The 22,949-nt window shown below is 39.1% G+C and carries 18 protein-coding genes; 15 read left to right on the top strand and 3 right to left on the bottom strand.

All coding sequences use genetic code 11. From position 1 onward, the window contains the following. Positions 1-46: 46 nt before the first annotated feature. Positions 47-1,105, top strand: a complete 1,059-nt coding sequence (locus ACEYW6_RS08845; RefSeq protein ID WP_412979412.1) for an ImmA/IrrE family metallo-endopeptidase — start codon at positions 47-49, stop codon at positions 1,103-1,105. A gap of 267 nt (positions 1,106-1,372) precedes the next feature. Here ACEYW6_RS08845 and ACEYW6_RS08850 read toward each other — a convergent pair whose 3' ends face one another. Further along, on the bottom strand, positions 1,373-2,548 hold the full coding sequence (locus tag ACEYW6_RS08850; RefSeq protein ID WP_412979413.1) for a helix-turn-helix transcriptional regulator: 1,176 nt from the start codon (positions 2,546-2,548) through the stop codon (positions 1,373-1,375). A gap of 403 nt (positions 2,549-2,951) precedes the next feature. Here ACEYW6_RS08850 and ACEYW6_RS08855 point away from each other — a divergent pair, with 403 nt between their 5' ends. Genes ACEYW6_RS08855 through ACEYW6_RS08865 form a run of 3 tightly spaced genes read left to right on the top strand, consistent with a single transcriptional unit; the run spans position 2,952 to position 13,148 of the window. Then, complete coding sequence (locus ACEYW6_RS08855) at positions 2,952-5,855, top strand: chromosome partitioning protein ParA (RefSeq protein ID WP_412979414.1); 2,904 nt, start codon at positions 2,952-2,954, stop codon at positions 5,853-5,855. Between the two features lie 4 nt (positions 5,856-5,859). Continuing rightward, on the top strand, positions 5,860-6,783 hold the full coding sequence (locus tag ACEYW6_RS08860; RefSeq protein ID WP_412979415.1) for a hypothetical protein: 924 nt from the start codon (positions 5,860-5,862) through the stop codon (positions 6,781-6,783). After that, positions 6,780-13,148, top strand: a complete 6,369-nt coding sequence (locus tag ACEYW6_RS08865) for a DEAD/DEAH box helicase (protein ID WP_412979416.1) — start codon at positions 6,780-6,782, stop codon at positions 13,146-13,148. Before ACEYW6_RS08860 ends, ACEYW6_RS08865 begins: the two co-directional genes overlap by 4 nt. A gap of 154 nt (positions 13,149-13,302) precedes the next feature. Here the strand turns inward: ACEYW6_RS08865 and ACEYW6_RS08870 are convergent, their stop codons facing one another. Beyond that, positions 13,303-13,794 (bottom strand): hypothetical protein, encoded by a 492-nt coding sequence (locus ACEYW6_RS08870; RefSeq protein WP_412979534.1) that lies wholly within the window; start codon positions 13,792-13,794, stop codon positions 13,303-13,305. A 279-nt stretch (positions 13,795-14,073) separates the two neighbouring features. Between ACEYW6_RS08870 and ACEYW6_RS08875 the strand changes: the two genes are divergently transcribed. From ACEYW6_RS08875 to ACEYW6_RS08920, 10 genes are all read left to right on the top strand, one after another. Next, positions 14,074-15,156, top strand: a complete 1,083-nt coding sequence (locus ACEYW6_RS08875) for a tyrosine-type recombinase/integrase (RefSeq protein WP_412979417.1) — start codon at positions 14,074-14,076, stop codon at positions 15,154-15,156. Positions 15,157-15,389: 233 nt separating this feature from the next. Further along, a complete protein-coding gene (locus ACEYW6_RS08880) occupies positions 15,390-15,860 on the top strand; it encodes a hypothetical protein (protein WP_412979418.1) in 471 nt (156 codons plus the stop codon). A gap of 261 nt (positions 15,861-16,121) precedes the next feature. Continuing rightward, positions 16,122-16,613: a hypothetical protein gene (locus ACEYW6_RS08885; protein WP_412979419.1), complete on the top strand. Its 492-nt coding sequence runs from the start codon at positions 16,122-16,124 to the stop codon at positions 16,611-16,613. 53 nt (positions 16,614-16,666) lie between these two features. Beyond that, a complete protein-coding gene (locus tag ACEYW6_RS08890) occupies positions 16,667-17,230 on the top strand; it encodes a GNAT family N-acetyltransferase (protein WP_412979420.1) in 564 nt (187 codons plus the stop codon). Then, positions 17,227-17,766: a hypothetical protein gene (locus ACEYW6_RS08895; protein ID WP_412979421.1), complete on the top strand. Its 540-nt coding sequence runs from the start codon at positions 17,227-17,229 to the stop codon at positions 17,764-17,766. Before ACEYW6_RS08890 ends, ACEYW6_RS08895 begins: the two co-directional genes overlap by 4 nt. A 322-nt stretch (positions 17,767-18,088) precedes the next feature. Continuing rightward, positions 18,089-18,388, top strand: coding sequence for an HNH endonuclease (locus ACEYW6_RS08900; protein WP_071524687.1), 300 nt, complete (start codon positions 18,089-18,091; stop codon positions 18,386-18,388). 134 nt (positions 18,389-18,522) lie between these two features. Then, the gene (locus tag ACEYW6_RS08905) at positions 18,523-18,690 is read left to right on the top strand and encodes a hypothetical protein (protein WP_010993844.1); all 168 of its coding nucleotides are present in this window, start codon (positions 18,523-18,525) and stop codon (positions 18,688-18,690) included. Positions 18,691-18,786: 96 nt separating this feature from the next. Beyond that, a complete protein-coding gene (locus tag ACEYW6_RS08910) occupies positions 18,787-19,389 on the top strand; it encodes a siphovirus Gp157 family protein (protein ID WP_412979422.1) in 603 nt (200 codons plus the stop codon). A 429-nt stretch (positions 19,390-19,818) separates the two neighbouring features. After that, positions 19,819-20,268 (top strand): hypothetical protein, encoded by a 450-nt coding sequence (locus ACEYW6_RS08915; protein ID WP_412979423.1) that lies wholly within the window; start codon positions 19,819-19,821, stop codon positions 20,266-20,268. Positions 20,269-21,079: 811 nt separating this feature from the next. After that, complete coding sequence (locus tag ACEYW6_RS08920; RefSeq protein WP_412979424.1) at positions 21,080-21,322, top strand: hypothetical protein; 243 nt, start codon at positions 21,080-21,082, stop codon at positions 21,320-21,322. Positions 21,323-21,419: 97 nt separating this feature from the next. Here the strand turns inward: ACEYW6_RS08920 and ACEYW6_RS08925 are convergent, their stop codons facing one another. Then, positions 21,420-22,100: a DJ-1/PfpI family protein gene (locus tag ACEYW6_RS08925; protein WP_412979425.1), complete on the bottom strand. Its 681-nt coding sequence runs from the start codon at positions 22,098-22,100 to the stop codon at positions 21,420-21,422. An 88-nt stretch (positions 22,101-22,188) separates the two neighbouring features. Here ACEYW6_RS08925 and ACEYW6_RS08930 point away from each other — a divergent pair, with 88 nt between their 5' ends. Then, on the top strand, positions 22,189-22,911 hold the full coding sequence (locus ACEYW6_RS08930; protein ID WP_412979426.1) for a LuxR C-terminal-related transcriptional regulator: 723 nt from the start codon (positions 22,189-22,191) through the stop codon (positions 22,909-22,911). The last annotated feature ends 38 nt before the right edge of the window (positions 22,912-22,949 follow it).

Genomic DNA, 22,949 nt, shown 5'->3' on the forward strand with positions numbered 1-22,949 from the left:
ATTATAAATAGCAGATTTGTAAACCTGCAACAAAAGGAAAATTTTTATGCTAGGGAGGAGATTAAAGCTTGCCCGGACCGCTGCTGGGTTGTCGCTGCGCGAGTTAGAAACAAAAATTGGAAACATTGTATCGGCCCAAGCAATAGGGAAGTACGAACGCAATGAAATGATGCCTGGGTCTAAGGTGCTGGCCGCCATAGCAGAAGCTCTTGGCGTATCGGAGAATTACTTAACAGCACAACCAGATATCAGTTTGGAGGGAATTGAATTTCGCAGGAATAGGATTACAAGCAAACGTGAGGAGGCCCAGGTAGAAGCAGCGGTAATGAGTTTTTTAGAAAAGTATTTGGAAATCGAGACAATTTTGCAAGTGCCGAGCCTGGAGTGGGAGGAACCACGTCAATCATTGCTGTACGTTGCAGACATCGTTGAAGGGGAGTTAGCTGCTAAAACTTTGCGTGAGCAGTGGAATCTTGGCACTGATCCAATCTTGGGGTTAGCGGAATTTCTTGAGGAAAAGGGTATTAAAGTATTATCACTTGAACTTCCTGCCTCCGTTTCTGGATTAACCTGTTTGGTACGGCGTCTCAATGGTAACTGTGTGCCCGTAATTGTGATTAATACGCTTGATATGGGAGAACGGCAACGCTTTACATTGGCGCATGAGATCGGTCATATGGTTTTGACCGTTGATCAAAATGTAGATGAAGAGAAAGCGGCACATCGGTTCGCAGGAGCTTTTTTAATGCCAGCTGAGTTACTGCGTGCAGAAATTGGCGTACATAGAAAATCCTTAAGCCTTGGTGAGCTGCTTGTGCTGAAGAAAATGCTTGGGGTCAGCGTGCAAGCCATAACCTACCGTTGCAAAGATTTGGGCATTATCAATCAAGCGACCTATCGAGCACTATTCGAGATTTTTGCGAAGAAAGGATGGCGCACACCACCTTATAATGAACCAGACCCAATCCCTAAGGAAGCACCACAACGTTTTAAACGTCTTTGCTTCCGGGCCTTGGCAGAAGATGCTATTTGCGAAGCGAAAGCAGCAGAGCTTTTAGGAATGACGGTGCGTAGACTTAATCAAGAGATGGAAACTGACTGTTAAGCCTAAGCAAGGTGTGTTTTAAATGTTCAAAATATACAAGCTCCCGTTTTGTTTTTACAGGAAAATGAAGAAATAACAGAAAGTGATAATTCTAAGTACTATTTTTACCAACCAGTTAATGGTTGCTGCTTAAGTACTGTTGAATATCTTATGATATGGTCAAATTTTAATTTACTTCATTATGTAGAGAAAGAACTTTATACGAAAGCACTTACAGCTAGAGCTATCAATCATTTACGGCTAGAAAAGAAAGGAGATGCCAATAGTTTAAAGATAACGAGCGAGCAATTCCTGAGCAACTTGCTTGTGTTTTTCTACCAATTCCTTTGGTGTAAGGAATTGAGCGCTACCCATAAAGCGATAAACCCAACGGCTAAATTCCGCCAGCGATCGCGGTGGAAGTTTGAGACTGTAATCAAGATAGCTTGGTTTTCCATCTGGAGTTTTGGCTCCAAAAGAAATTTTCTGGCTTTTATGGCGTTTTTCGCCTTCTTGGATAAACACCATAACATCAGGGAAGAAGCGCACGGTTACGTTAATAAAATCTAATTTGCCCTGTCGCTCTAAACTTTGTTCTTCTTGTTTACCTAAATATAATCCCCAGCCATTCTCCAGTAGTTCATGTGCGACTTGGAGGCTTTGCCATTGTTCTGTTAAATCCCGTTCTTTAGAGCCAAGCAACTTAAAGTGTTCGGTAAACCTATCCAACCTTGAGGTAGCTAAATGTCCATTCTGGCAATCTTCATGCAATAGATACCAAGCTACATCTGAGTAGATAAGTTGTAAAGGATAGATATTTAAAAACTCAGTAATACCTTGTTGATAAGCATTGCGACTGCGATAAATTTCTATTGCCTGACCCTGAATGATAGCACTTTCTAGCTGTTCTAGTTTCTCAAAAAGGGTGCCACGATACTTGCTATCAGCCATCATTTCTTCTGGGTCGGTGTAAATAATAGCTCGATTGATTTGCGCTCGCACTGGATAAACAATTTCATCCGCTAAGTTCAGCCCCCGCAATCTTCGCATCAATATCTGGTAGATCTTATTAACTTGCGGATCTTGTTGATACTTTGCTTGCGAACTCAAGGCATTGAACGCAACCTGTAGTTCCATCAAACTCATTGCACCAGTTCCCAGGTAATAACCCCAACGATATATGCGGCTATCTAGAATGTTGTAGCGACGCAATGTCCGCAAATCTTTTCGCAGCGTGTGTAGCGAATAAGTCGGTAAATCAATACCGCAATCACGAGCAACTTCTTGCAAGCGCAGTAATACCTCAGCAAGTGCATCGTGAGAATCTCCAGATTTTGGTTCAATTGAATCATTTAAATCACTACTACCTACTCCGGGATAACGCACAAAAGTCGCAATTAGTAGCATCAACCGTTCAAAGACCTGGAGGTCAGAGTATAGATGAGTAACAGGCTTCTTGGGCATTTTAATTTGTCAAGTAAAAGAAAATATTCAAGAACTACTGAGATTAATCTCTCAAAGCCCTACAGGTACTACTTTTTAGAGTAATTTTAACTAATTAAATCAATACTCGCATTTATTGGAATCTCTGAAATGTCTTTTGCTACTATGCACTTTAGATACGATAAGTCAAACAACTCAAGTTACCTTATCCAAATGAAAACAGCACTAGATCGAATCTCTAAAATGCTTTTAAGTACAAATCTGAATTTTCTAGTAAAAATAGTTACTTAAAAATATTTTTAGGGAACATTAACTATAGAGATATTTTTTTGTCAAGGCAGCAAACGAACTTTGTTAGTTGTCTAGTTAGTCAAATTTAAGTATCTAACTCAATAATTTTGCCAGGTTAGTTATCTACCGAACAATGACTACTTTTAATTTCTCTCAACCAAGACATACTCAACAGCTTTGGCAGAAAATTTCATCATACTGGTCTCATTCCAATCGTCCCAAAGGCCAGCGATTTTTAGGTAGCGTTCAGATTAGCCAAAAAGCCACCGAGGAAGTTTTAGATATTGTAGGCTACAACTTGAGAAATCTAGATACAGTTACTCATCATAAGTTGCATAAAATATTTGATGAACCTGAACAAAATTGGCTAAAAATTATAACTTTTGCTCTATCAGAGTATGCCTACTATTATTCAAGTGTTGAAGAAAAATTTTGGTATGGTTTTTGTCAAAAATTAAATATTTTATGTAATCAAAGCCTAGAAAATACACTACGTCAGCTTGTAGGTGAAGGATTTGACCTACTGGGTATTGTCCAAGCTAAAGGAGGATATCGTTACGTATCAACCTTATGGTTACAGAGTGGTATCCCTCAGCAAAATCTCACTCATTTTTCTCAGTTAGTTCAGGAATTCTCACATGAGTATGGATGGTGGGAAATTGCTCATAGTTCATGTGAAGATATTTCCGAAGAACTATTATATTTTTGTCAGGAAAAGCATCCTCAATGGGGTACTCTGATTAATTTTCTCAAAGCTAGTTGCCCACAGAAGGAAGACGAAGAATTTGAGCCAATTGCAGGGAAGCTACTTCAAGGTATTGCTATTGTTGCTGTTGAACTTGAACGTCAAGGAACATTACCTGAAGCACTGCAAGATCACAATGAGCGCGAAAAACTTTTGGGAAGCTATTACTTACCAAATAATTTTTTCTTGAGGGATTGGAACAGTCTGATTCAAGTTTTAACTCCTAAACAACGTCGTTTTGGTAATAGCCGTAAAATAATTAGCCGTCGCCAAAAGCCTTTATCTTTAGTTTTAGATACTGCTGACTCCTTAAATATACAACTAGTGCTGCCAGAGCAAAACCTTTGGAAGAAAGGGTGGGATAACTTGGGTGGAACTTTCTGCCAGATTCCAGAAGCGACTTGGGAAGGTACTATACCCTCAAAGCCAGGACTAATTATTCCCGAACAAGTTGTAGACATCAGGAATGTGGCTGAACTATGGAAGTGGCAACTGTTAGATCACCGTAGCAAAAGCCTAACTGAATGGAGACTTGAGGGAGTAGCCAGCAATTTTCCCTGTTTAATATTTGATGCTTGGACAGGCGATCGCATTAATTTAGACTCTGCTAATCCTAGCATTAGGGGAACCAAAGAGATTATTTTATTTGCCCCTAAAGGTGTCAGTCTAGACTTTGGTAATGGTATTGAAATCCTAGATAGTTGTGTACCATCTAGTATCAGAGGCTGGCAGGGTCAACAGCTTACACTTACAACGAAAGAATCATCAATTGCTTTCATAGTAAATTCTAATGAAGAGATTACTACATTTCGATCAATTAGCTGGAAACCTTCTTCTGACGAACAGCCAAGCTTACGAGGACTGAAGCTGAAGGGTAAAAAATCAGTTTATCTAGAAATTCCCATTTTCTGGTATCCGCCCATTGAAGGAGAAATATCCTTAAATATTTCTATTGAAAATATCACCCATCAAAAAACACTTATTACTACAACTGAAATAGTACAGCCAAGCGATAGGTGGCAGGCAATTCCTCTTGATAAATGGATTACTGTACCAGGTAAATATGAAGCCCGCTTTTGGAATCAATCTCATCGATGGTCATATAAATTTGAAATTCAATCAAACTATCAAATAACTGGCAAACCAGAGATTAATAATTTAAAGATTAGTTTGGTAAATCAATCTCAAATAGCTCAATTACCAATTTTATGTGATTCTGCTGATAAGTTCTGGGCAAAAGAAATTCAACTAGAAGGGCTTTTACCTCTAGAAACTATCAGTTTATATTTATACGATAAACAAGAAACTATATTTTCTCAATGTCAAGCAGATTCACTAGGGTATTTATGCATAAACCTAGCATCTTTCTATAATTTATTATCTCCTAGCTCTAATTGGTATGCTTTAGATTTCCAGAGGTTAGGTGAGGAACCGCAACGTTTAATAGAAACAGAAATTTCTCCCCTTGTAATTAGCTGTACTTGGGCGAATCAAGCAGTTCACCTATCTGGTTTATTATCTGGCGAAGTTTATTCCCTATCATGCTGGAATTTACTTTTACCTGAAAAAACCCCAGTAGAAATTAAAATTTCACCAGTTTCGTTAAATGAAGATAAAATTACTGTTCTATTAGCATTACCACCTGGAATTTATCACATTCAGCTAATAGGTTCACGTAAACTACGACACAACCTTGGTTGGTGGTGTCGTAGCACTCAAAATGATTTACCTGATGAAACTTTAGAAAATGAAGATTTGGCAGATTACTGCTACACCATTCTGGATAATGAATCTGTTAGTGATTTTGTGAAATCTGCCAATAAATATGATTATGACCCCTATTTATTGCAAACAGCTATCGATAGCCTAAAAAATTTACCATTTTATCTTCCAGAATGGTTACAGATTAATTCTCTTAGAGAGAAACTCCAAGCTCTTGTTGAAAATCTAAAAATCGAGTTAAAAAGTCAGGCAAGTACGCAAGAAGTAACAATATCAAAAGTAGCGAATACTGGCAATGTAGCAGCAACTCAAGAAAATTGGTTATTAATCAGGTTAAGAAATCCTAAAAAACGTAATTTTGTTTATAAACAAGTAGAAATAATGATGACCAAGAATCATCAACTAAAAGCAAATTTAAGTATTCATACTCCTCAACTATTTCTTTTTAACGACATTTTGTTACTGGAATATAAAAATATAAAAGATATTAAGATTTATCTACCTCAAGAATATATTAAAGAAATGGAATATGTAACCTACAATGATGCTCAAAAAATCTTAAACAATTAAAATTATGTTAAATGAAAAAATTACTCGACTACTCAGTAATCATCGTCATTCCGGTAATCGAACAATCCCACAGCCTTTAACAAAGCATCAGATTATTTCGCTGTTAGTTTCAAGTCTTTCTCCTAACGAATCTCAAGAAAACCTAACAGATACAATTCAAGATACCCTAAATGAATTGCAAGCAGAAGGGGAAGTGCTAGCAGGAAGACGCAACCATTACTGTATGGCTCCTCCGATGGTTTTGGCTCAAAATAAAGAAGATTTGAGAAATTTGTTATTTCGGGGCGATCGCGCTTATTTGACTCTGGCTCATCAAGTCCTAGAAAGTCAAAAAAACCCTCAAAATCCCTTACTATTGCGCCCTAAAAGTAATCATTTTCATAGAATTAAAGACCGCCTAAGTCAAGCTGGTATTCGGTTGCTGACTATTTCAGATAGTATTGAAAATTTACCAATACCAAGAAGACCCTTGAAATCGGAGTTGCGTTCAACTTGGACGGAAGACCCTTTTTCTATTAAAAATTGGCAAAATGAAAGCTACATTCAGCGATACGTACCCTGTAATGAAGCGCAGAAAGAACGTTGGCGCAATCCGAGTCGCGAGAGTATCAAAAACGAAGATATATTGCGCTTGCCCACAGGTGAATATCTCTGGTTTGAAGACCAAAATTTTTATGAATTAGAGCCAGATTTAGCTATTTTAGCTATGTTTTACCAGGACAAACAAATGGGATGTCCTTTAAAAATTATTTGGGATGAACCTCCAGGAAAGTTAAATTTGCAAGGTGTCTATCTTCCCAGTACCTATGCACGGTGGTTATGGCATATTTCTGAGTCTGGAGAAGAATACAGGACTCGAAATTTTCAATCAAGAAACTGTCCACTTGTCAAAGAAGCATTTAAACGTTTAGGAGCTAAATTAGTATGACTAAATATCTAGATCCAATCGCAGCAGTTGAACAACCCCGTGCAGACTTTATTCGCTATTTACTTACAGCTTACCCCCTACGCGATCCCCATCTCCGCTACGGTTTTAAGCAATTATTAGAGCAACCTGGAAACCTTTGGCAACATCCTTACCTCGAAGGTTCCCAGCCATATAAATCAAGTCTTAGTATCAATGATTTGGTCGAACAAGGGGTTTTACACCCTGATATGGCAACACTATTTATACCTAGTAATCGCCGTTTGTACGAACATCAAGAAAAAGCGATCCGCGCAGTTGTGGAACAACGGCAAAATATAGTCGTTGCAACTGGTACGGGTTCGGGAAAAACTGAGTGTTTTCTGACACCCATGCTTGATATGCTGCTGAAAGAAGAAGATAATTTATCGCTTGCTGGAGTGCGGGTACTAATTTTATACCCGATGAACGCTCTGGTAAATGACCAAGTTAAACGTCTGCGGCAATTATTATGTCGCCAAAAGACGACAACCAAAATTAAATTCGGATTCTACACCAGTCGCACCGAAAAAGACAGAGGTAAAGCAATAGAGTCATTAAGAGAAGAATTCGCGGCTTACGATCCAGAGGAACTGCGGCAATTATTTACCTCGGCTGAAATAGAATCTATAAAACATGAGGAATTAATTGATAAAGCTATTGAGAAAACTAGCCGAGTACAATTACTCTCAAGAGAAGAAATGTGGGAAGCACCACCCCATATTTTAATCACCAACTACTCCATGCTGGAGCATATGTTAATTCGACCCAAGGAGCGAGAAAAAATTTTTGAGGCTTCAGTAAATACTTTCAAAATGTTAGTAGTAGATGAAGCTCACACCTATGATGGTGCTAAGGGTAGCGAAGTTTCTATGCTGTTGGAGCGTTTTAAAGCTTCTATAGGTGTGGAAGAAAAAGGTAAAATTCGCTGTATTGCTACCAGTGCTAGCTTAGGAAATGCTTTGGTTGATGATAAAGTTCTTGCATTTGCAAGAGAGTTTTTTGGTGAAACTTTTAGTCAAGTAATTCGCGGTCAGCGTCTCAATGCCAAAGACCGATTAGGCAACCCTTATACCCTACCTGCTGCACTTACTAATGAAGAAATTCTACAATATTTAAGTATTATCGAATTACCACAACCAGGTTCTCCTATTAGTTCTTGGTTTGACCCACTGAGCGCTATCATCCCCGAACAACAACTAAAAATAGCTGAATCACAAGCTGATAATGATATTCACAAATTCCTCTGGTTTGCTCTCAAGGGACATCCCTTAATACATCGACTGATTAATATACTTTGCCGCGAACCTAAACCTTGGGAAGAAATAGTTCGCTCTCCAGAATTATGGGGTGTCAATCTGCCAATTAAATTAGATGGTAGCGTTGATGATACAGATGCAGAAGTTGCTCTAGCTCATTTGCTGCAAATAGGCACTCTCGCTCGTCAAAATCCAGATGATTTACCTTTACTTCCTGTGAGATTGCATCTTTTATTTCGTAGTTTAGAGGGACTTTATGCCTGTATTAATCCCAAATGTTCGGGAGCAGCGCACGACCCACTTTATTCAGAGCGTGAAGCACGGTACGGGCAACTTTATTTGAATGAGAAAAAAACTTGTGAATGCTGTAACTCTCCTGTATTAGAATTGGGTAGTTGTTCTCAATGCGGTCAGAGTTATGTATTTACTCAACGCCAAGATTCGGGAGAACTAGAATCTCTACCCAGATCAATTCAAGGATTAAAGGATAATACCAAGATTTACACTTTGACTTCTGGTAATTTAGACAGTGTAACAGAAGAAGAGGAAATGGGTGAAGATGAAGAGGAACAAGAATCAACAATCATAAAAAGTTTTAAATTTGAATTTCAGAAACATGGCTGGATTGGTAAAGTTTCAGATGAAACGTTTACAAACAAAGTAACAGCACAAAATGAACTTACTTTAGCATGGCATCGCCAAAAAAATGATAAAGATGAAGGCGGTTGTTATTTAAATAGATGTGCTGCTTGTGGTGCTGGAACTGGGCGCACTACTTTAGCAATTAATCGATTCGTGACTTATACAGATGGACCATTAGAGGCGATGCTTGACAGTCTCTTTGAACTATTACCCGAAACAGAAAAGACTGATAAAAATTCTTCAAAGCGGAAATTACTCACCTTTTCCGATGGTCGTCAAGATGCAGCATTTTTCGCCTCAGACTATCAACGTACCCATACCGAAATGCTGTACCGTCAGATGCTTTGGCAAGCATTTCATCAGGTAAAAAACGCTGAAGGTATTACATCTGTTAATCAAGTAATTAACCAACTGAAAGCAAGATTTTTAGAATTTTATATTCCTCATCCTGACCGAAAATCTGATGCAAATTATAAAAGTTACCGTCCTAACGATCCAGAGGAAGAACCTAAAGATAGAAAAAATAAAATAGATGCAGAAGATTTAGCTCAAAAACGAGCTAAGGAAATATTACTTAGAGAATTTGCTCTCGTTTTGAACCGTCGTTCAACTTTAGAAGCCTTTGCATTACTAGCTTGCCATATCGATTTAGATGAACGATTGATTGAACTGGTTGCGAGTCATTTTGGAATCACAAACGATGAAGCAAGGATTTTTTTAACAGTCCTTACAGATATTATTCGTCGTGCAGGAATTGTCAGCATTGAAAATTCATCTTATTATTTCCCAGAAACTGGAGGGGATAGCCGTCGTCCCGAAATGGTAGATGCTCAGGGTAAATCCAAGAACTATTTATTTTTGAAGGATAAATTAGACGATGAAATCAAGAAATTTAAAGATTCAATTTCATTTATGCCCTGGAAAAATGGGAAATTAAGAAAGCCATTCAATCGGCTAGGTTGGTATTTATCACAAATATTTGGTGAAGAAAATATTCCCAGCAAAGAGGATTTTTTATGGCTCTCCCGTCAGCTTCAAGATTTTGGCTTACTTGTTCCAGCTAAAAAGGAATATCAACTTAACTGGGGACAGTTAAATATTATTCAAACACAGGAAGATTGGTATCGGTGCAATTGCTGCCAGCAGGTTTTTCATGTTCCAGGTTTATCAAAAATCACGAAGGCGACACTTAACGTCCAAAAATGTTCAGCTTATAAGTGTAAAGGTACTCTTGAACCTTACACACCGAAAAAAATTGAACAAACTGCTGCCGAACATTACCAGCAATATTTAATTAAGAAACGCTCACCTTTACCACTGCGATCGCAAGAACATACAGCACAGCTAGGTGTTGCGGAACTAGAAAAACGCGAAAATCGTTTTCGCCAAGGTCGCATTAATATGCTCAGTTGTTCGACAACCTTAGAAATGGGTGTAGATATTGGTGAGTTGCAAGCGGTGGTTCTTCGCAATTTCCCTCCCCATGTTAGCAACTACCAGCAACGAGCTGGACGCGCTGGACGACGCACAGATGGTGTAGCTATTACTTTAATGTATGGGCAACGTCGTCCCCACGACCGCTTTTATTTTGAGCAACCAAAAGAGTTAATTGCTGGTAGCAATCAAATCCCCAAGCTTGATTCTGGTAACTTCCAAATACAGCAGCGTCACATTCATGCTGAGTTACTAGCTGCATTTTTACGAAAAAACTGGAATCTCAGTGCAGAAGAAATAAAAATAGCAGAGTTTTTGGATTTACCACTAGAAAATCCTGCTTCCTCTGAAAATTTCGCTCCTCCTGCTGAAGCCAAGATTTGTAAGTTACAACAATGGTTAAATAGCAATGAAGCAGCAGAGTTAGCGGTGCAGTGGCTAACTCGGTTAGGTAGCTCTGAAAGTCAAGCAGCTATAGTGCTGAGAGGCTTTAAAGATGGGATTGAAGATTTTCAACAGCAGCAACTTCAAGATTGGAATAGTTTAGCGGAAGATATGCTTGAACTACGAAACCGCATGACCAACCCATCTGAAACAAAAAATTTAGAGAAAATAGCTAGACTTATTGCTGGGACAAAGCGCGAACTTGATAAAGTTGGCTCTCGTCGCTTACATGACGAACTAGCCCAAGCCAGTATCCTACCAATTTATGGTTTTCCTATTGACGTAGTTCGTCTTTTGACTGGGGAAAGCAATGAGTATAATTCAGCACAAGGTAAACATCGACTAGAACGCGATCGCCGACTTGCTCTTGGTGAATATGCTCCAGACCAAGAAATAATAGTAGATGACCGAATGTACAAAAGTGTTGGCATTCTCAAACCAACAGAATTAGAACAAAAGTTCTATTGGGTTTGCCAAAATTGCAATCATTTTTTAGATGCTAATACGGGAGATGAACCAGTAGAATCTTGTCCCGTTTGCGGTGATGAGCCATCCTCACCTGCGGCTAAAAAAATGAAACTTTACAAGGTTCCCAAAGCATTTACAACTGATTGGGAAAAACTTCCAGAAGTCACCCCATACATTAAACCGCAGCGTCAACCAGTATCTCAGATTTTTTTAATAAATGATGGAGATTTATCAGAAACCTTACCTCCACAATTGGGTTTGTATACTCTTACTGTTAGCAAAGGTGGAAATTTCTTTTTAGCTAATCAAGGTTCCTATGGTAAAGACAAAGGGTTTGATAGAAAAGGATTTGCAATTTGTAGTACCTGTGGACGCGATTTGAGCGATTTATTACCCAAAGGAGAAACGAAAAAAAGCCGAGGTAAAAAAGGAGCCAATAAAAACTCTGCAACTAGTCAACAATCATCACAAATTCCTCATACTCATCCCAGAACTGGAAAACCATGTTCTGGCCGCTATACATTGATGCATTTGGGACATGAATTTTGTAGCGATTTGCTAAAAATTGTCTTTGATTCCAAAACCGAACCTACACCCCTGTTCGGCGAAGATGGAGAACGCGAAGATGATGGCGAAATTTTTACCAATACAAAAAATCGCAACCGAGGTTTAGAATTTTGGCGTTCTCTCACCTATGCATTGTTAGCAGCAGCAGCCCAAGTAATTGACGTACCGCGTACAGAATTAGATGGGCTGTTTACGCCTCGTTCGGACAAACGCGCTAACATTATTATTTATGACAATGTGCCTGGAGGGGCAGGATACAGCCGTCGCATTGCCGAACGCTTTGATGAAGTTTTAAAGACAGCATTAAAAATAGTTTCATCATGCAACTGTGCAACTAGTTGTTATGACTGTTTACAAACTTACTCTAACCAGCCATTTCACAACCAGTTTAACCGTCATTTAGTGGCAGATTTTCTGAGACCGATAGTTGAGCAGGTCAGTCCGGATGAAGAATTACAAAAATTTGCTCCCAACTCCAACAGAATAAGTTTGTCTCTCATAGCAGATAACTTACCAGCAATTTGCCGAGCGGCTGCACCAGATACTTTAATTTATTTACCCAAACTCACCGATGAGTTTGGTTTAAACAAAGGTTCAAACTTGTCTTGGTTAAATCTGCTTACAGATGCAGTTTATTCCATGAGACCGACTAACAGGCCAGTTGAATTAATAGTAACCCATTTACCAGACCCCAATGCACTTTCAGATGCTTCTTTAGACCAACGAAATCACCTCAAGGTTTGGCGAAAACGGTTACAACAATTGATAGACCAAGGTTTAGTAAAACTTTACCAGGCTTCTGCTGAACATTTCCCTGAAAATTTGCATAAAGATGTCCCAACTCTCTGTTTCAATAGCAACCAAAGTAACCGTATTGCTCTGTCATTAAAGCAATGCCCAAATAATAAACCACAGGTATGGTTTCAAACTCGAAGTCCAGAAGGTGTTGAAACAGTTGTTAGTCGGTTAGAAACATTACGTCAACAAGCAAGACTTGTCCAAGCATCTGAGTTAGAAGACCTAAACACTACCGTAATCTTCTTAAACCCCTCTGAGCAGGAATGGCGCGGCGACTTCAGCATATCAGAACTTAGAAATAAACTGAGATTAGAGACTGCTTTATCTGGAAGCAAGGTGACGAAGATTATCTACCGCGATCGCTATCTGAGGGAACAAGGGGCTTCCATTTTAGTTGAATTATTAAAATGGGGTGGATTTGATACTCAATCTCATGTCGAAATTCTCACAACTGAAGATAAGGATGCTAAGAACGCTTTAACCATAGAGAAAGAGCTTAAAAAAGTATTTCTTCAACTCCAACCAAATGAAAATAATTTGTTGGTTCGAGTTAAACGCTCAGTTGATTTCAAACAATGGAGTCACCTTATTCCTCACGGTCGCGTTCTGGAAATCTACCGACAAGACGGACTGCATTATCAAGTGATTTTTGACATTGGGATGACCTTTTTAGCAAGAGAACAAGGAAAATATCGTGTTAGATTTACCACTTATGTAGTAGTTGAGAAAACCATTTAAGATTTGAGGATGGCGAAGAATAGGCGTTACACAATTGGAAAAGCAACAGGTCAGTTTCAAAACAGCTAATCACGGAAAAACCCACAACTAAAACTAGCGCATCTCAATTTATTGAGGCTTATTTTTGGTCAAGACAATTGTTTTATAGCGAATTTCAAAAACCCTCAACATCTTCTCCTCCCAAACTACCTGAGCCTTCCCCAAAAATCCAGTCGCTATCACTGTTGGCATTACCTTCGCCATCCACCTGAAGATTTAAGGAAGGTATTAGCTGTTCAATTTGGCTTTCAAGTCGGGAGATCGCCAGCGTTAAAGAAGCAAGTTGCTCCCTATCTTTCTTAATTTCATTTGAAATCCCCACCCGCAATTGATTTAACCGCTCCTGGAGGGTATGTACTTCCGTTTTGGTCGCAGAAGGAATATTCACCTTCTCTTCCAAGGTGGCGATTTGAGCTTTTAAAGCTTCAATTTCAGCAGCAGTTGCACTTACACCATCCGCACTCTCTTCCACAAGTGCTTGTTTAATACAATCCAGCACAAACTCCTTAAAAGTGAGGCGCAACTCCTCAGCACGCTGCTTGGCCTGCTTCACCAACTCCCGGTCTTCTTCAGACAGAAGTTTTATATTTATCTGCGGATATTCCACCATTCCCTCGCGCTTTTGTTGTGGAGAAGTGATTTCTAACCAGTTCTTTAACCATTTGCTTCGAGTTCTAATATTTACTTACTCCCCCTACCTCCCTATCTCCTCCTACTTCCCCAACTTTCCCCACTACCATCATCGCATACGGGATATCCGCGTATATACGATATAGATGATTCTAGATGAGCAATTTAATCGTGTCCTGGAAACAACTATCATAAAGATACCGGGAATTACAGTTCTCGGCATCATAATTATCAGTGGGGGTTGGGGAATTTTATTATGGAAAATTTACCCGTCAAAAGCGTGGAATTACTTGCTGTGGAGGTGGTGACTCTACCGCTTGATGAAGCTCGTGTTGCGCTTGTGGATTATTATTTTCCCAACCGCCAAAAAATTAATTCCACACAGCAGCTAATTGAGCTATGGGTGCATTCTGTCACTATCAAAAGCGACCAAACGCGACGGGCATATCGGCAAATTGGTTATGAGCTTGTCGATTATATGCAGTCGCGGTTTGGGATATCTGATTTGAGGATGGTAACCTTATTCCATCTACACGCTTATCTGGCTTGGCTCAAAGATGAAAAGCCAGTACGGGGAAAGAAAAATACTTATGGAATTAGTAAAAATACTGCGGCTAAGTACACGGCAGCGATTAAAAGTTTGTGGGAGTGGGGTACTAGAGCTTCTATTGGTTATTTTGCTATCGACTTGGGCAAGGACTTAAGCATCCAGTGGGACGATAAGCTCGCAGAGCGCATTCTCTCGGAACGCGAGATTGCCAAGTTGGAAAAAGCGGCGATTGAAGTAGACTTGCAACACAACACTAATAAGATGCACTGGCTGCTGTTTACTCTCATGTTTTACAGTGGGGTGAGGGCGGGAGAAATTGCGCGGCAAACTTCTGATTATGGTAAGCGCATAGTTACGCCGGGGTTATTTTGGCGGCAGTTTCGGGAGGATGGGGACTGTCTATTGTTAACTGTGACGGGGAAACGAAATAAAACTAGAACCATTAGTCTCGATCCGGAGACGAGTGCGGTGTTACTGGATTACCGTGGGGATGCCAGCAATGATCAGCCGGTGTTTCCTAGTCCCAGTCGGCGGGACAGGGGCAAACCTTTAAGCGATCGCGGGTTGCGACTGATGATGGAGGAAATTTCTACTTGTGCGGGAATTAAGTTCAGCGCCCACTTTCTCCGCCACACTCACGCAACACTGGCTAAAAAAAATGGAGCTTCTGATTTTGACTTACAAGCAGATTTGGGCCACGCTTCCCCAGCGACAACTGCAAAGTACATTCACCATGTTGGGCGTGTTGGGACTTCTCACGCACTGCGTAAAAAAAGCAAACATCGGTAAAAAGCGTAGGCGTTGGCGTAGTCTCTCGTAGAGAAGGCATCGCTTCTGTCGGGCGGTTCGGCCATCGCACTCATACGCTCATCATGATAGTGTCAAGGTAGTTATCAAGATGGAAACACGCTCAGTTGTTCCTGATAGCGGACGAGTTTACCTAGATATTACCTAGACATCACCTAGATATGAGCAATACAGGGAGAACAAAGAAGCTAGCATCTTTCAACTGTGACCAAAAGATGTGGGAGCAGTTTATCGCCCGTTGCAACTCGAAAGGCACGACGGCAACAGCGACGCTCACCCGTTTTATTGAGCTATACCTAGATGGTTCTTTAGATGACCTTGATATAATTGCTGGCAATGAAAATAAACGCCTGGACACTTTAGAACAAAAAACTGAAGAGATAACAGCCCAAATGAAACAATTTGCTGAGGCGATTATTAAAATTCAAAATTATCTCAACAACCAACCGAAACGGCAGAAGAAATCGTACAACAACAATTCATATTATCAAGGGCAAACTCCTCGAATCCAACCGCTAACGGAAGAAGGTTTAGCTTCAAGACTTGGTGTCAGTGTAGAAACTATACGCGAGCAGCGAATTAATCTGCCACCACCGCTTTTTGTGGGATGGTGCAAAGGCAAGGATAGAGCAGGGTTAGGGTGGGAGTTTAATCAGGATACGGGGTTATATCATCCCGCAAGTTAGAATTTTTATTAATTTTAAAAATTTCTGAATTTACACTGATTCACTCTGTTAACGCGATCGCGGGTAAGAAAAAGAATAGGGCTTTAGTTCCTCCTGGAGATAATGCCGATCCGCGCTAACACTACGGTGCTGGCTGGTGTACACAAACAAAACTTCCTTCCAGGTAAGGGATTAGAACCAACGGAGCGTTCTGATTATTGTGTAACTGAAAGCTAAAATTTTAATAATGTAGGGGTATATCTGACGAAGCAATGCAGGGAAATGACCGAACTATATAAGGCCGGAATCATTGAGGTAACAGAAGCAGAAGCCGAAGATGAGGATGAAGATTTATTTGAAGTCGCGGTACATTTTGACGGCGATATTTTTCTTCCCAGCGTTGTTTTTGAAGGCAAAGACCACGCATTGCGGCAAGCTAAAAAACTTTATGATTGGCTAGAAGCTAATCCAAAAGAAATTAAGGGTGAGCGACTGCGCTGGCAATCATATACAGTTAATCGTGAATCTTTAAGAGAATATCCAGCTTGCTATTTACCTTACTACTACTCAAGATATGAGCAAAGTTTAGAAGTTTCAATTTTTGAGCGAGACAAAGAAGCTATTGCTTATGGTTGGTTAGAGGCTGAACCTTTACCTTACTATGTGGATAAAGAAGATAATTTGGTAGTTATTGGAGAAATTTCAGATGATGCTGTACTAGCTGGTTGGCATAAAGCTACTGATATACGCAGTTATTTTTACTCTTTTATTTAGTAGTAAAATAGCCGTTATAAGTTTAAGAATAAGGTAATAACTAGGAGCTTTAGGTGCAGCGAAAAATTTCATTAAAAAGAGGTATTAATAACACATCTATTGAAGCATATTTAGTAGATTTAGGACAAAACCACGTTAATGATTATGTAAATAATTGGGTCGAAAAATTAAGGTTATTTACTCAAGAAGATAAATACTGGGACTGGATATTTAAATTAAGATATATTGCTAATCAAGAAAATCTTGAAGGTTATGCAGTTGAGTGCGAAAACACAACTCAAGGTTTAATGATAATAGAAACACAAATGCACGGTTCCCGGTTGAATATTGGTAAGAGACTAGTTTATGTTGATGGTATTGCAACTGCCCCCACTAACCGAATTGAAATTCAGCGTCCGCCTCAATTCAAAGGTGTTGGTCAAGCACTTTTAAATTTCGCCAGAATTAGAAGTGTTGAGCTAGGGTATGAAGGTAGAGTTGGGTTGCATTCTTTACCAAGGTCTGTAGGGTTTTATGAAAAACAAAATATGTTTAACTGCGGGACTGAAGAAGAATACGATAATTTGGTTTACTTTGAGTATGGGGCATTGAGACAGAGAGCAGGTGAAAATTTATGAATCATCAACAGCAAAATAATAATTCTCAGGTGAACGAGCTAGTAACAACCCAAGAAGCTATAGATTTACTTTTTGGTGAAGGATGGCTCGATGAGGCTGTTCGTATCGAAGATGAAGCCAATTGCACTATTGGTGCTGGTTTAGATTGGGGTAATGCACTACCACCTTTAATGCTCAACCTTCCTTTATTTGGTCGCCTATCAACGCTGCGTGTATCACTTAACCGTGAAATCAGACTAATAATTGAAACATGGGATTTAGGTGTAGGTACAAAAGCGGCAACAGAGACTGCAAGGAGACGCATTAAAGAGCGGTTACTATCTCCTGCGCCTGAGCTATTACCTCACTTAGAAGCCACCCTACTGCAAGATGATTTATACGGTGAAGAGTTTATATCTAACCGTGAAGCTCTCAAATCACTACTTGCAGTACTGCTTACTGATTCTGATAGAGCAGAAATTGCAGAGACAGCTGCTAATTCAGTACGCGCACAAGTTATGTCGCAGGTAAATTTTTCCGAAAAACTTTCTGCTTAAATACTTAATATAAAAACAACAATATTGCATCAAATTCATCAAAGGAGCAACTGCAAGAGTAGTAGATCATCTGCGTCAATCATTAGCTTGCTCCGCTAGAAATCCGCACCGATATCAAAGACTTATATTTTATTTTTTGGCGTAACCTGCATTGTTCAATTACAATAATCAGTGCATATATATCCTTTTTTAAAAGTTAAGAGTCCCTTAACTACGCAAATAAATTTATAAACAAAACTGAATATAAAAAAATTAAGTATATTATGATAAACATTAACGATATAATCAAAATTATTTTTGTGTAACCCAAAAGGACTGATTAATGACTAGCAAAACCCGCAGTCGCTATTCTTCAAACTGGGATACTATCGCACTTGAGGTCAAATCAAAATCCGACTGGAAATGCACGCGCTGTGGTATACAATGCTTACGCCCAACTGATAAAAGAGATGGGTTAAATCGTAGAGAACGCAGTATTAAAACTTTAGTGGTTCACCACTGGAATTATCTGCCCGAAGATAATCGAGTCGAGAATCTCGCGGCTTTATGCACAGCTTGTCATCTGCTGTTCCATACGCGACGACGGGGAAACATATCACCAGGACAACTATCTTTGTGGTAGAAAAGCCAGTGGTTAAAGACAAATCAGTAGTAGATAGTTATGAGAAAGGTAAAAAATAAATATTATCTTTCTAAGTCAATATCACAACATTTGCTAACGCAATAACTTCATTGAAAAATTGAAGTTGTATAGACATGAAAACTACTACTAATTCTAATCTAAAAGCTAACAAAAAATTAGTAACCTCTGCCCAGCAAATTCAACAAATAAGCACCTTAATAAGCGAGGCGGATTACTACGACTATGAAGCAGAATTAGCACAAGAAAAGTCAGATTACTATCACTTGCGGTACGGGTACTAGATTCAATCTCCCTTCAAGCATCAACTCTTCCTAGTCAACAAGCAGTAGCAGGTAAATAGGTAACTGCTACTGGCTTTTCATATCAAAAAGTAAATCATGACTCAAGCAATTGAACGCGAAATCAATCAACTCACGCTCAAAGAGTTAAGTTTAGATGCTGCTAAACTCTGGTCACAGATAGAAGAAGCAAGCGAGTTAGGCGAAGAAGGTAAAGTAGAACAACTCGTACAAGAACTCATGGGTGTTCAAGATGGTATCGAAACTAAAATCGATGCGATCGCCTGGGTAGTTGACCAGTTAAATCTTGACCTTGAAACTTGGGAAGAAAGAAAAGTGCGAGTAGCCGAACTCTACGACCGGGTAATTTCACGTCGTAAAACTCAACTTGAACAAATCAAGCGTACCCTGATCCATCTACACGAGATTGGATTAATCAGTGACAAAAATATTGGTAAAGAAAGGGTAATTGAAATCAGGGATAATCCACCCAAAGTCGCTAACTTACTAGTAGAGGTAGATGATGAAGATTTTCCAGATGAATTTAGGGTTATTAAGTACCAAGCTAATAATAAGGCAATTCTTGAAGCCTATAAATCTGGTAAAGATATTAGCGATGTTGCTGAGATAACTATTGGGAAACAGGTACGGTTTAAAGTGCAATCAGCTACTAAGGGGCGCAACAAGAAAAACCACAACTAATGGCATACGCCTCAACCATGTAAATCAAACACAGGTATCTCCCATCATTTTACAAATATATCATCAAATGGTTAAGAGTCAAATCTTAATCATTTTTATTTTTTCTAAAAACTATACCTCAATTTTAAACTTATTAGAAAAATCATCAAAACTTTGCTTAGATTTAAAATCAGTGAAGATATAATCGGTAAAACAGTAAATATCAATTTTAGCAGCAGTAATTATGTGCCGGACTAGGTACAAACATCGTTACGATAGGTTGGTATATTTAACCTTCTGTAATGTGGTTCAGTAGGTAATTGCAATTGATTATGTATTTTCTAATTTCCAACTATCAAGATGATAATTCAAACTAGCCTTAAGTTTAATATTCAGGTAGCAATCACCATAAATAAAAATTAAATATTAGCTATCGGGAGACATCTTCAAATGTCATATCATCAAAATCGAAGTATAGTTATCCGTAACGCTATTATCAACAGTTTGTTTATTATTTGGTGTTTAGTTTGGCGTACTGGTTTGGGGCTAACCTTTTTCATCATCTATGCTTCTCTTGGCTACATATATAACTGGCCATTCTACCTTCCCATTTCGATTACTTTGGGATTTGTCCCTTGGGGCTGGAAGGTGCAAGAAGAAAGAAGGATTAGAGAAGAAGAACAAAAAGTGAGGAATTTGAAAAATCAAAGTGGGGATGGTTTTATCTATGCCAAAGCCGAATCAAATGTCGAGATAAATTACAGGGGAGTTATCTTTCTTAAATCAGTACTTGGTCTATTTGTTAGCGGATTTTTGGGAATGATACTTGGCTGGAAAGCTATTTTGAATATGATACTACAGTTAGTTGATAATATTAGAACAGTTGTTAGATATATGTAGAGTGACATCTTTATCTAAGCAAACCAAGCCCAAGATATTTCATCACTGTTACACCATTAATTTATTATCGAGCCTTTACTTCAGAGTAAATTTACACAAGCTGACGCTTTGATATCAATAGAAAGCTGGTATACCGCTTCATCAAATAACCAGTTACTAGTTATATCAACAGGAGTTAAAACAATGGAATTAGCACAATGTATGCTAACAGGGCTTCTCTACATTCTTATTTACGGATTTTCTACTCTCTTCATTTTCTAATTCTTGCTAGAGATATCTATCGCTTTTGAAAAGCACTGCAATTGCACTACATCGATAAAACCCACTGTAAGTAAAATTGAAAACTTAACTGATAAATCCAAACTTCGGATATCCAACAAAACTCAAGGATCTACAAACAAACATATCACTGTTCAACAGTTAAGGAAAAGATGCTCACAAGCTGGAATAAAATGGAGTTACGCTATCCAAGTATCTAAAACAGGTAAGAAAAGACATCTCAATCGAGAAGAAATGTTAATAGCTCTAAGCCAGATTAAACAGTCAGCATAATAAAAATATAAACTGATAGTAATTACTTTTATTATCAGTTTATATAAAATGTACAAGTATTGTATTTGTTGGCGAAGAAAAAATTCTAGTAAAGACGCAGCACCCCTAATTTTTACTCATCCAAATTTTAGACAAGAAGCAATGATAAGAGGTGATTATGGAGAGATGGAGTTATGGGATAACCTAACTGCTGCTCAAGCAGAAGTAAAAAAATTTAATCACAGATATCCCAATCTCTTCTTTTGGGTAAAAGAACCAAATGTCAAATAATCATCCCTACAAAATTATTCCTGATAGAGTTATCAAACTAGCAGAAAACCAGATTTTTGTATTTGGCAGCAACACAGAAGGAAGACATGGTGCTGGAAGTGCTTTATTTGCACGACAGTACTGCAATGCAGAATACGGCAATCCCCAAGGACGACAAGGACAATCCTGGGCGATGGCTACGCCCTGTTTAGCGATAGCTTCGCTCTCTTCTCTTCGAGACGCTGCGCGTTAGCGGAGCTTTCGCTTTAGCGATACGCCGCAGGCATCTCATCTTATTCGGGTATCTCGGTGGCTACCCTATAACGTGAGCTAAAAGCCCATTTTTTCATTCAAGTCACATGGTTAGCTGTATGTGATGCTTCAATCAAAGGTTTGGCAACCTTTAACACAGCTTGTACCAAACTAGAAGGGGCTTTTTCTGGGGAACCAACGCCAAAAGGAGGTGCTGGATTATACTCTAACATCAACTCAATAAATTTGGCTGTATATTCTCCACACAACATAGCCGCAATAGTTAAAGCAAAATCAATTCCTGCTGTTACGCCACCACCTGTGATTCGGTTACTGTCTACTACTACTCTTTCGTTACTTATTTCTACACCCATTAATCTTAGCTGCTCTTGAAACGCCCAATGACAAGCTGCACGGTATCCTTTGAGTAATCCCGCAGCTGCCAAGATTAAAGAACCAGTACACACAGCAGTCACATACTTAGCGGACTGTGCTTGCTTTTGCAAAAAAGCTAACATTTGGGCATCCTGCATCATTTCTACAGCCCCAAAAACACCGCCTGGAACACACAATACATCGAGTTGCGGACATTCATCAAAGGTAGTAGTCGGTAAAATCGTGAGTCCACCATTACTCACAACTGGTTGGAGTGTTTTCCACAATAGCAAAACTTGAGTATTGGGCATAGATGCAAACACTTGATGTGGCCCAGTAATGTCTAGTTGGGTCATATCAGGATAAATGACTAAACCAATTATATGTTGAGGCATCGTTTCCATACTTCAATTCCAGTCCCGGTAATGATTACAGTTATCGTAGAATTGAATATGTTGGCTGCCAATTACCCAGTTGAGTACATTTTGGCTCATGTCTGTTACTTTACCAACATTGATTCAAAAAGTCACAAATGCTTCATCAGTGAACCAACTATGTGGACATTATATGGATGCAGCAGGAGAGTTGTTTGGCAGTCAACATTGGGGTATTTATATACATGACTGGGCCGGACAACAAGGTACTATTCATCTCCAAGGCTTACCAGATAGTTTTATTGATTATTACTCTAAGGTTGGTGCAGCTTTAGATAAAGTGATGGAGTATGTTGTTTGCCATCATGCACCCGCCCACGAACAAATTATTTTCACGGAAGCCGCTTGGAAGCAAAGTGAACTGTATCAAATTGGTTGTGGCAAAATATATGACCACGAACATATTATGACTGGGCCGATTGTTGGAGAAGGAAGGTTAATTAGTACAGTTCAATTTGCCCGCATCAGTGGAAATCCAGCTTATAATACGCAAGACTTGTTGCAATTAAGTGCCATCTGCGCTCATATTTCTGCCAAATTAGCACTTTTACGCTCCCAACATGAGTTATTTCTGCCCAAACATGAAATTTCTTTAACAGCACGAGAATTGCAAATAGCTGCTTTGGTAGCCAAAGGTCTGACAAATGCAGAAATTGCCGCCGAGTTATGGATTAGTCAAAATACGGTCAAGCAGACTTTAAAACGTATTTTTCGGAAGCTGGATGTATCTGCAAGAGCGGAAATGGTTGCACGGCTGCAATTAAGTAGGGTGTGCCATTAACAACTCGATTTTAGACTAAAATAGAGCACTTGCGCTTC

Source organism: Nostoc sp. UIC 10607, from assembly GCF_047228265.1.
In the GTDB taxonomy this organism is placed as follows: Bacteria; Cyanobacteriota; Cyanobacteriia; order Cyanobacteriales; family Nostocaceae; genus Nostoc; species Nostoc foliaceum_A.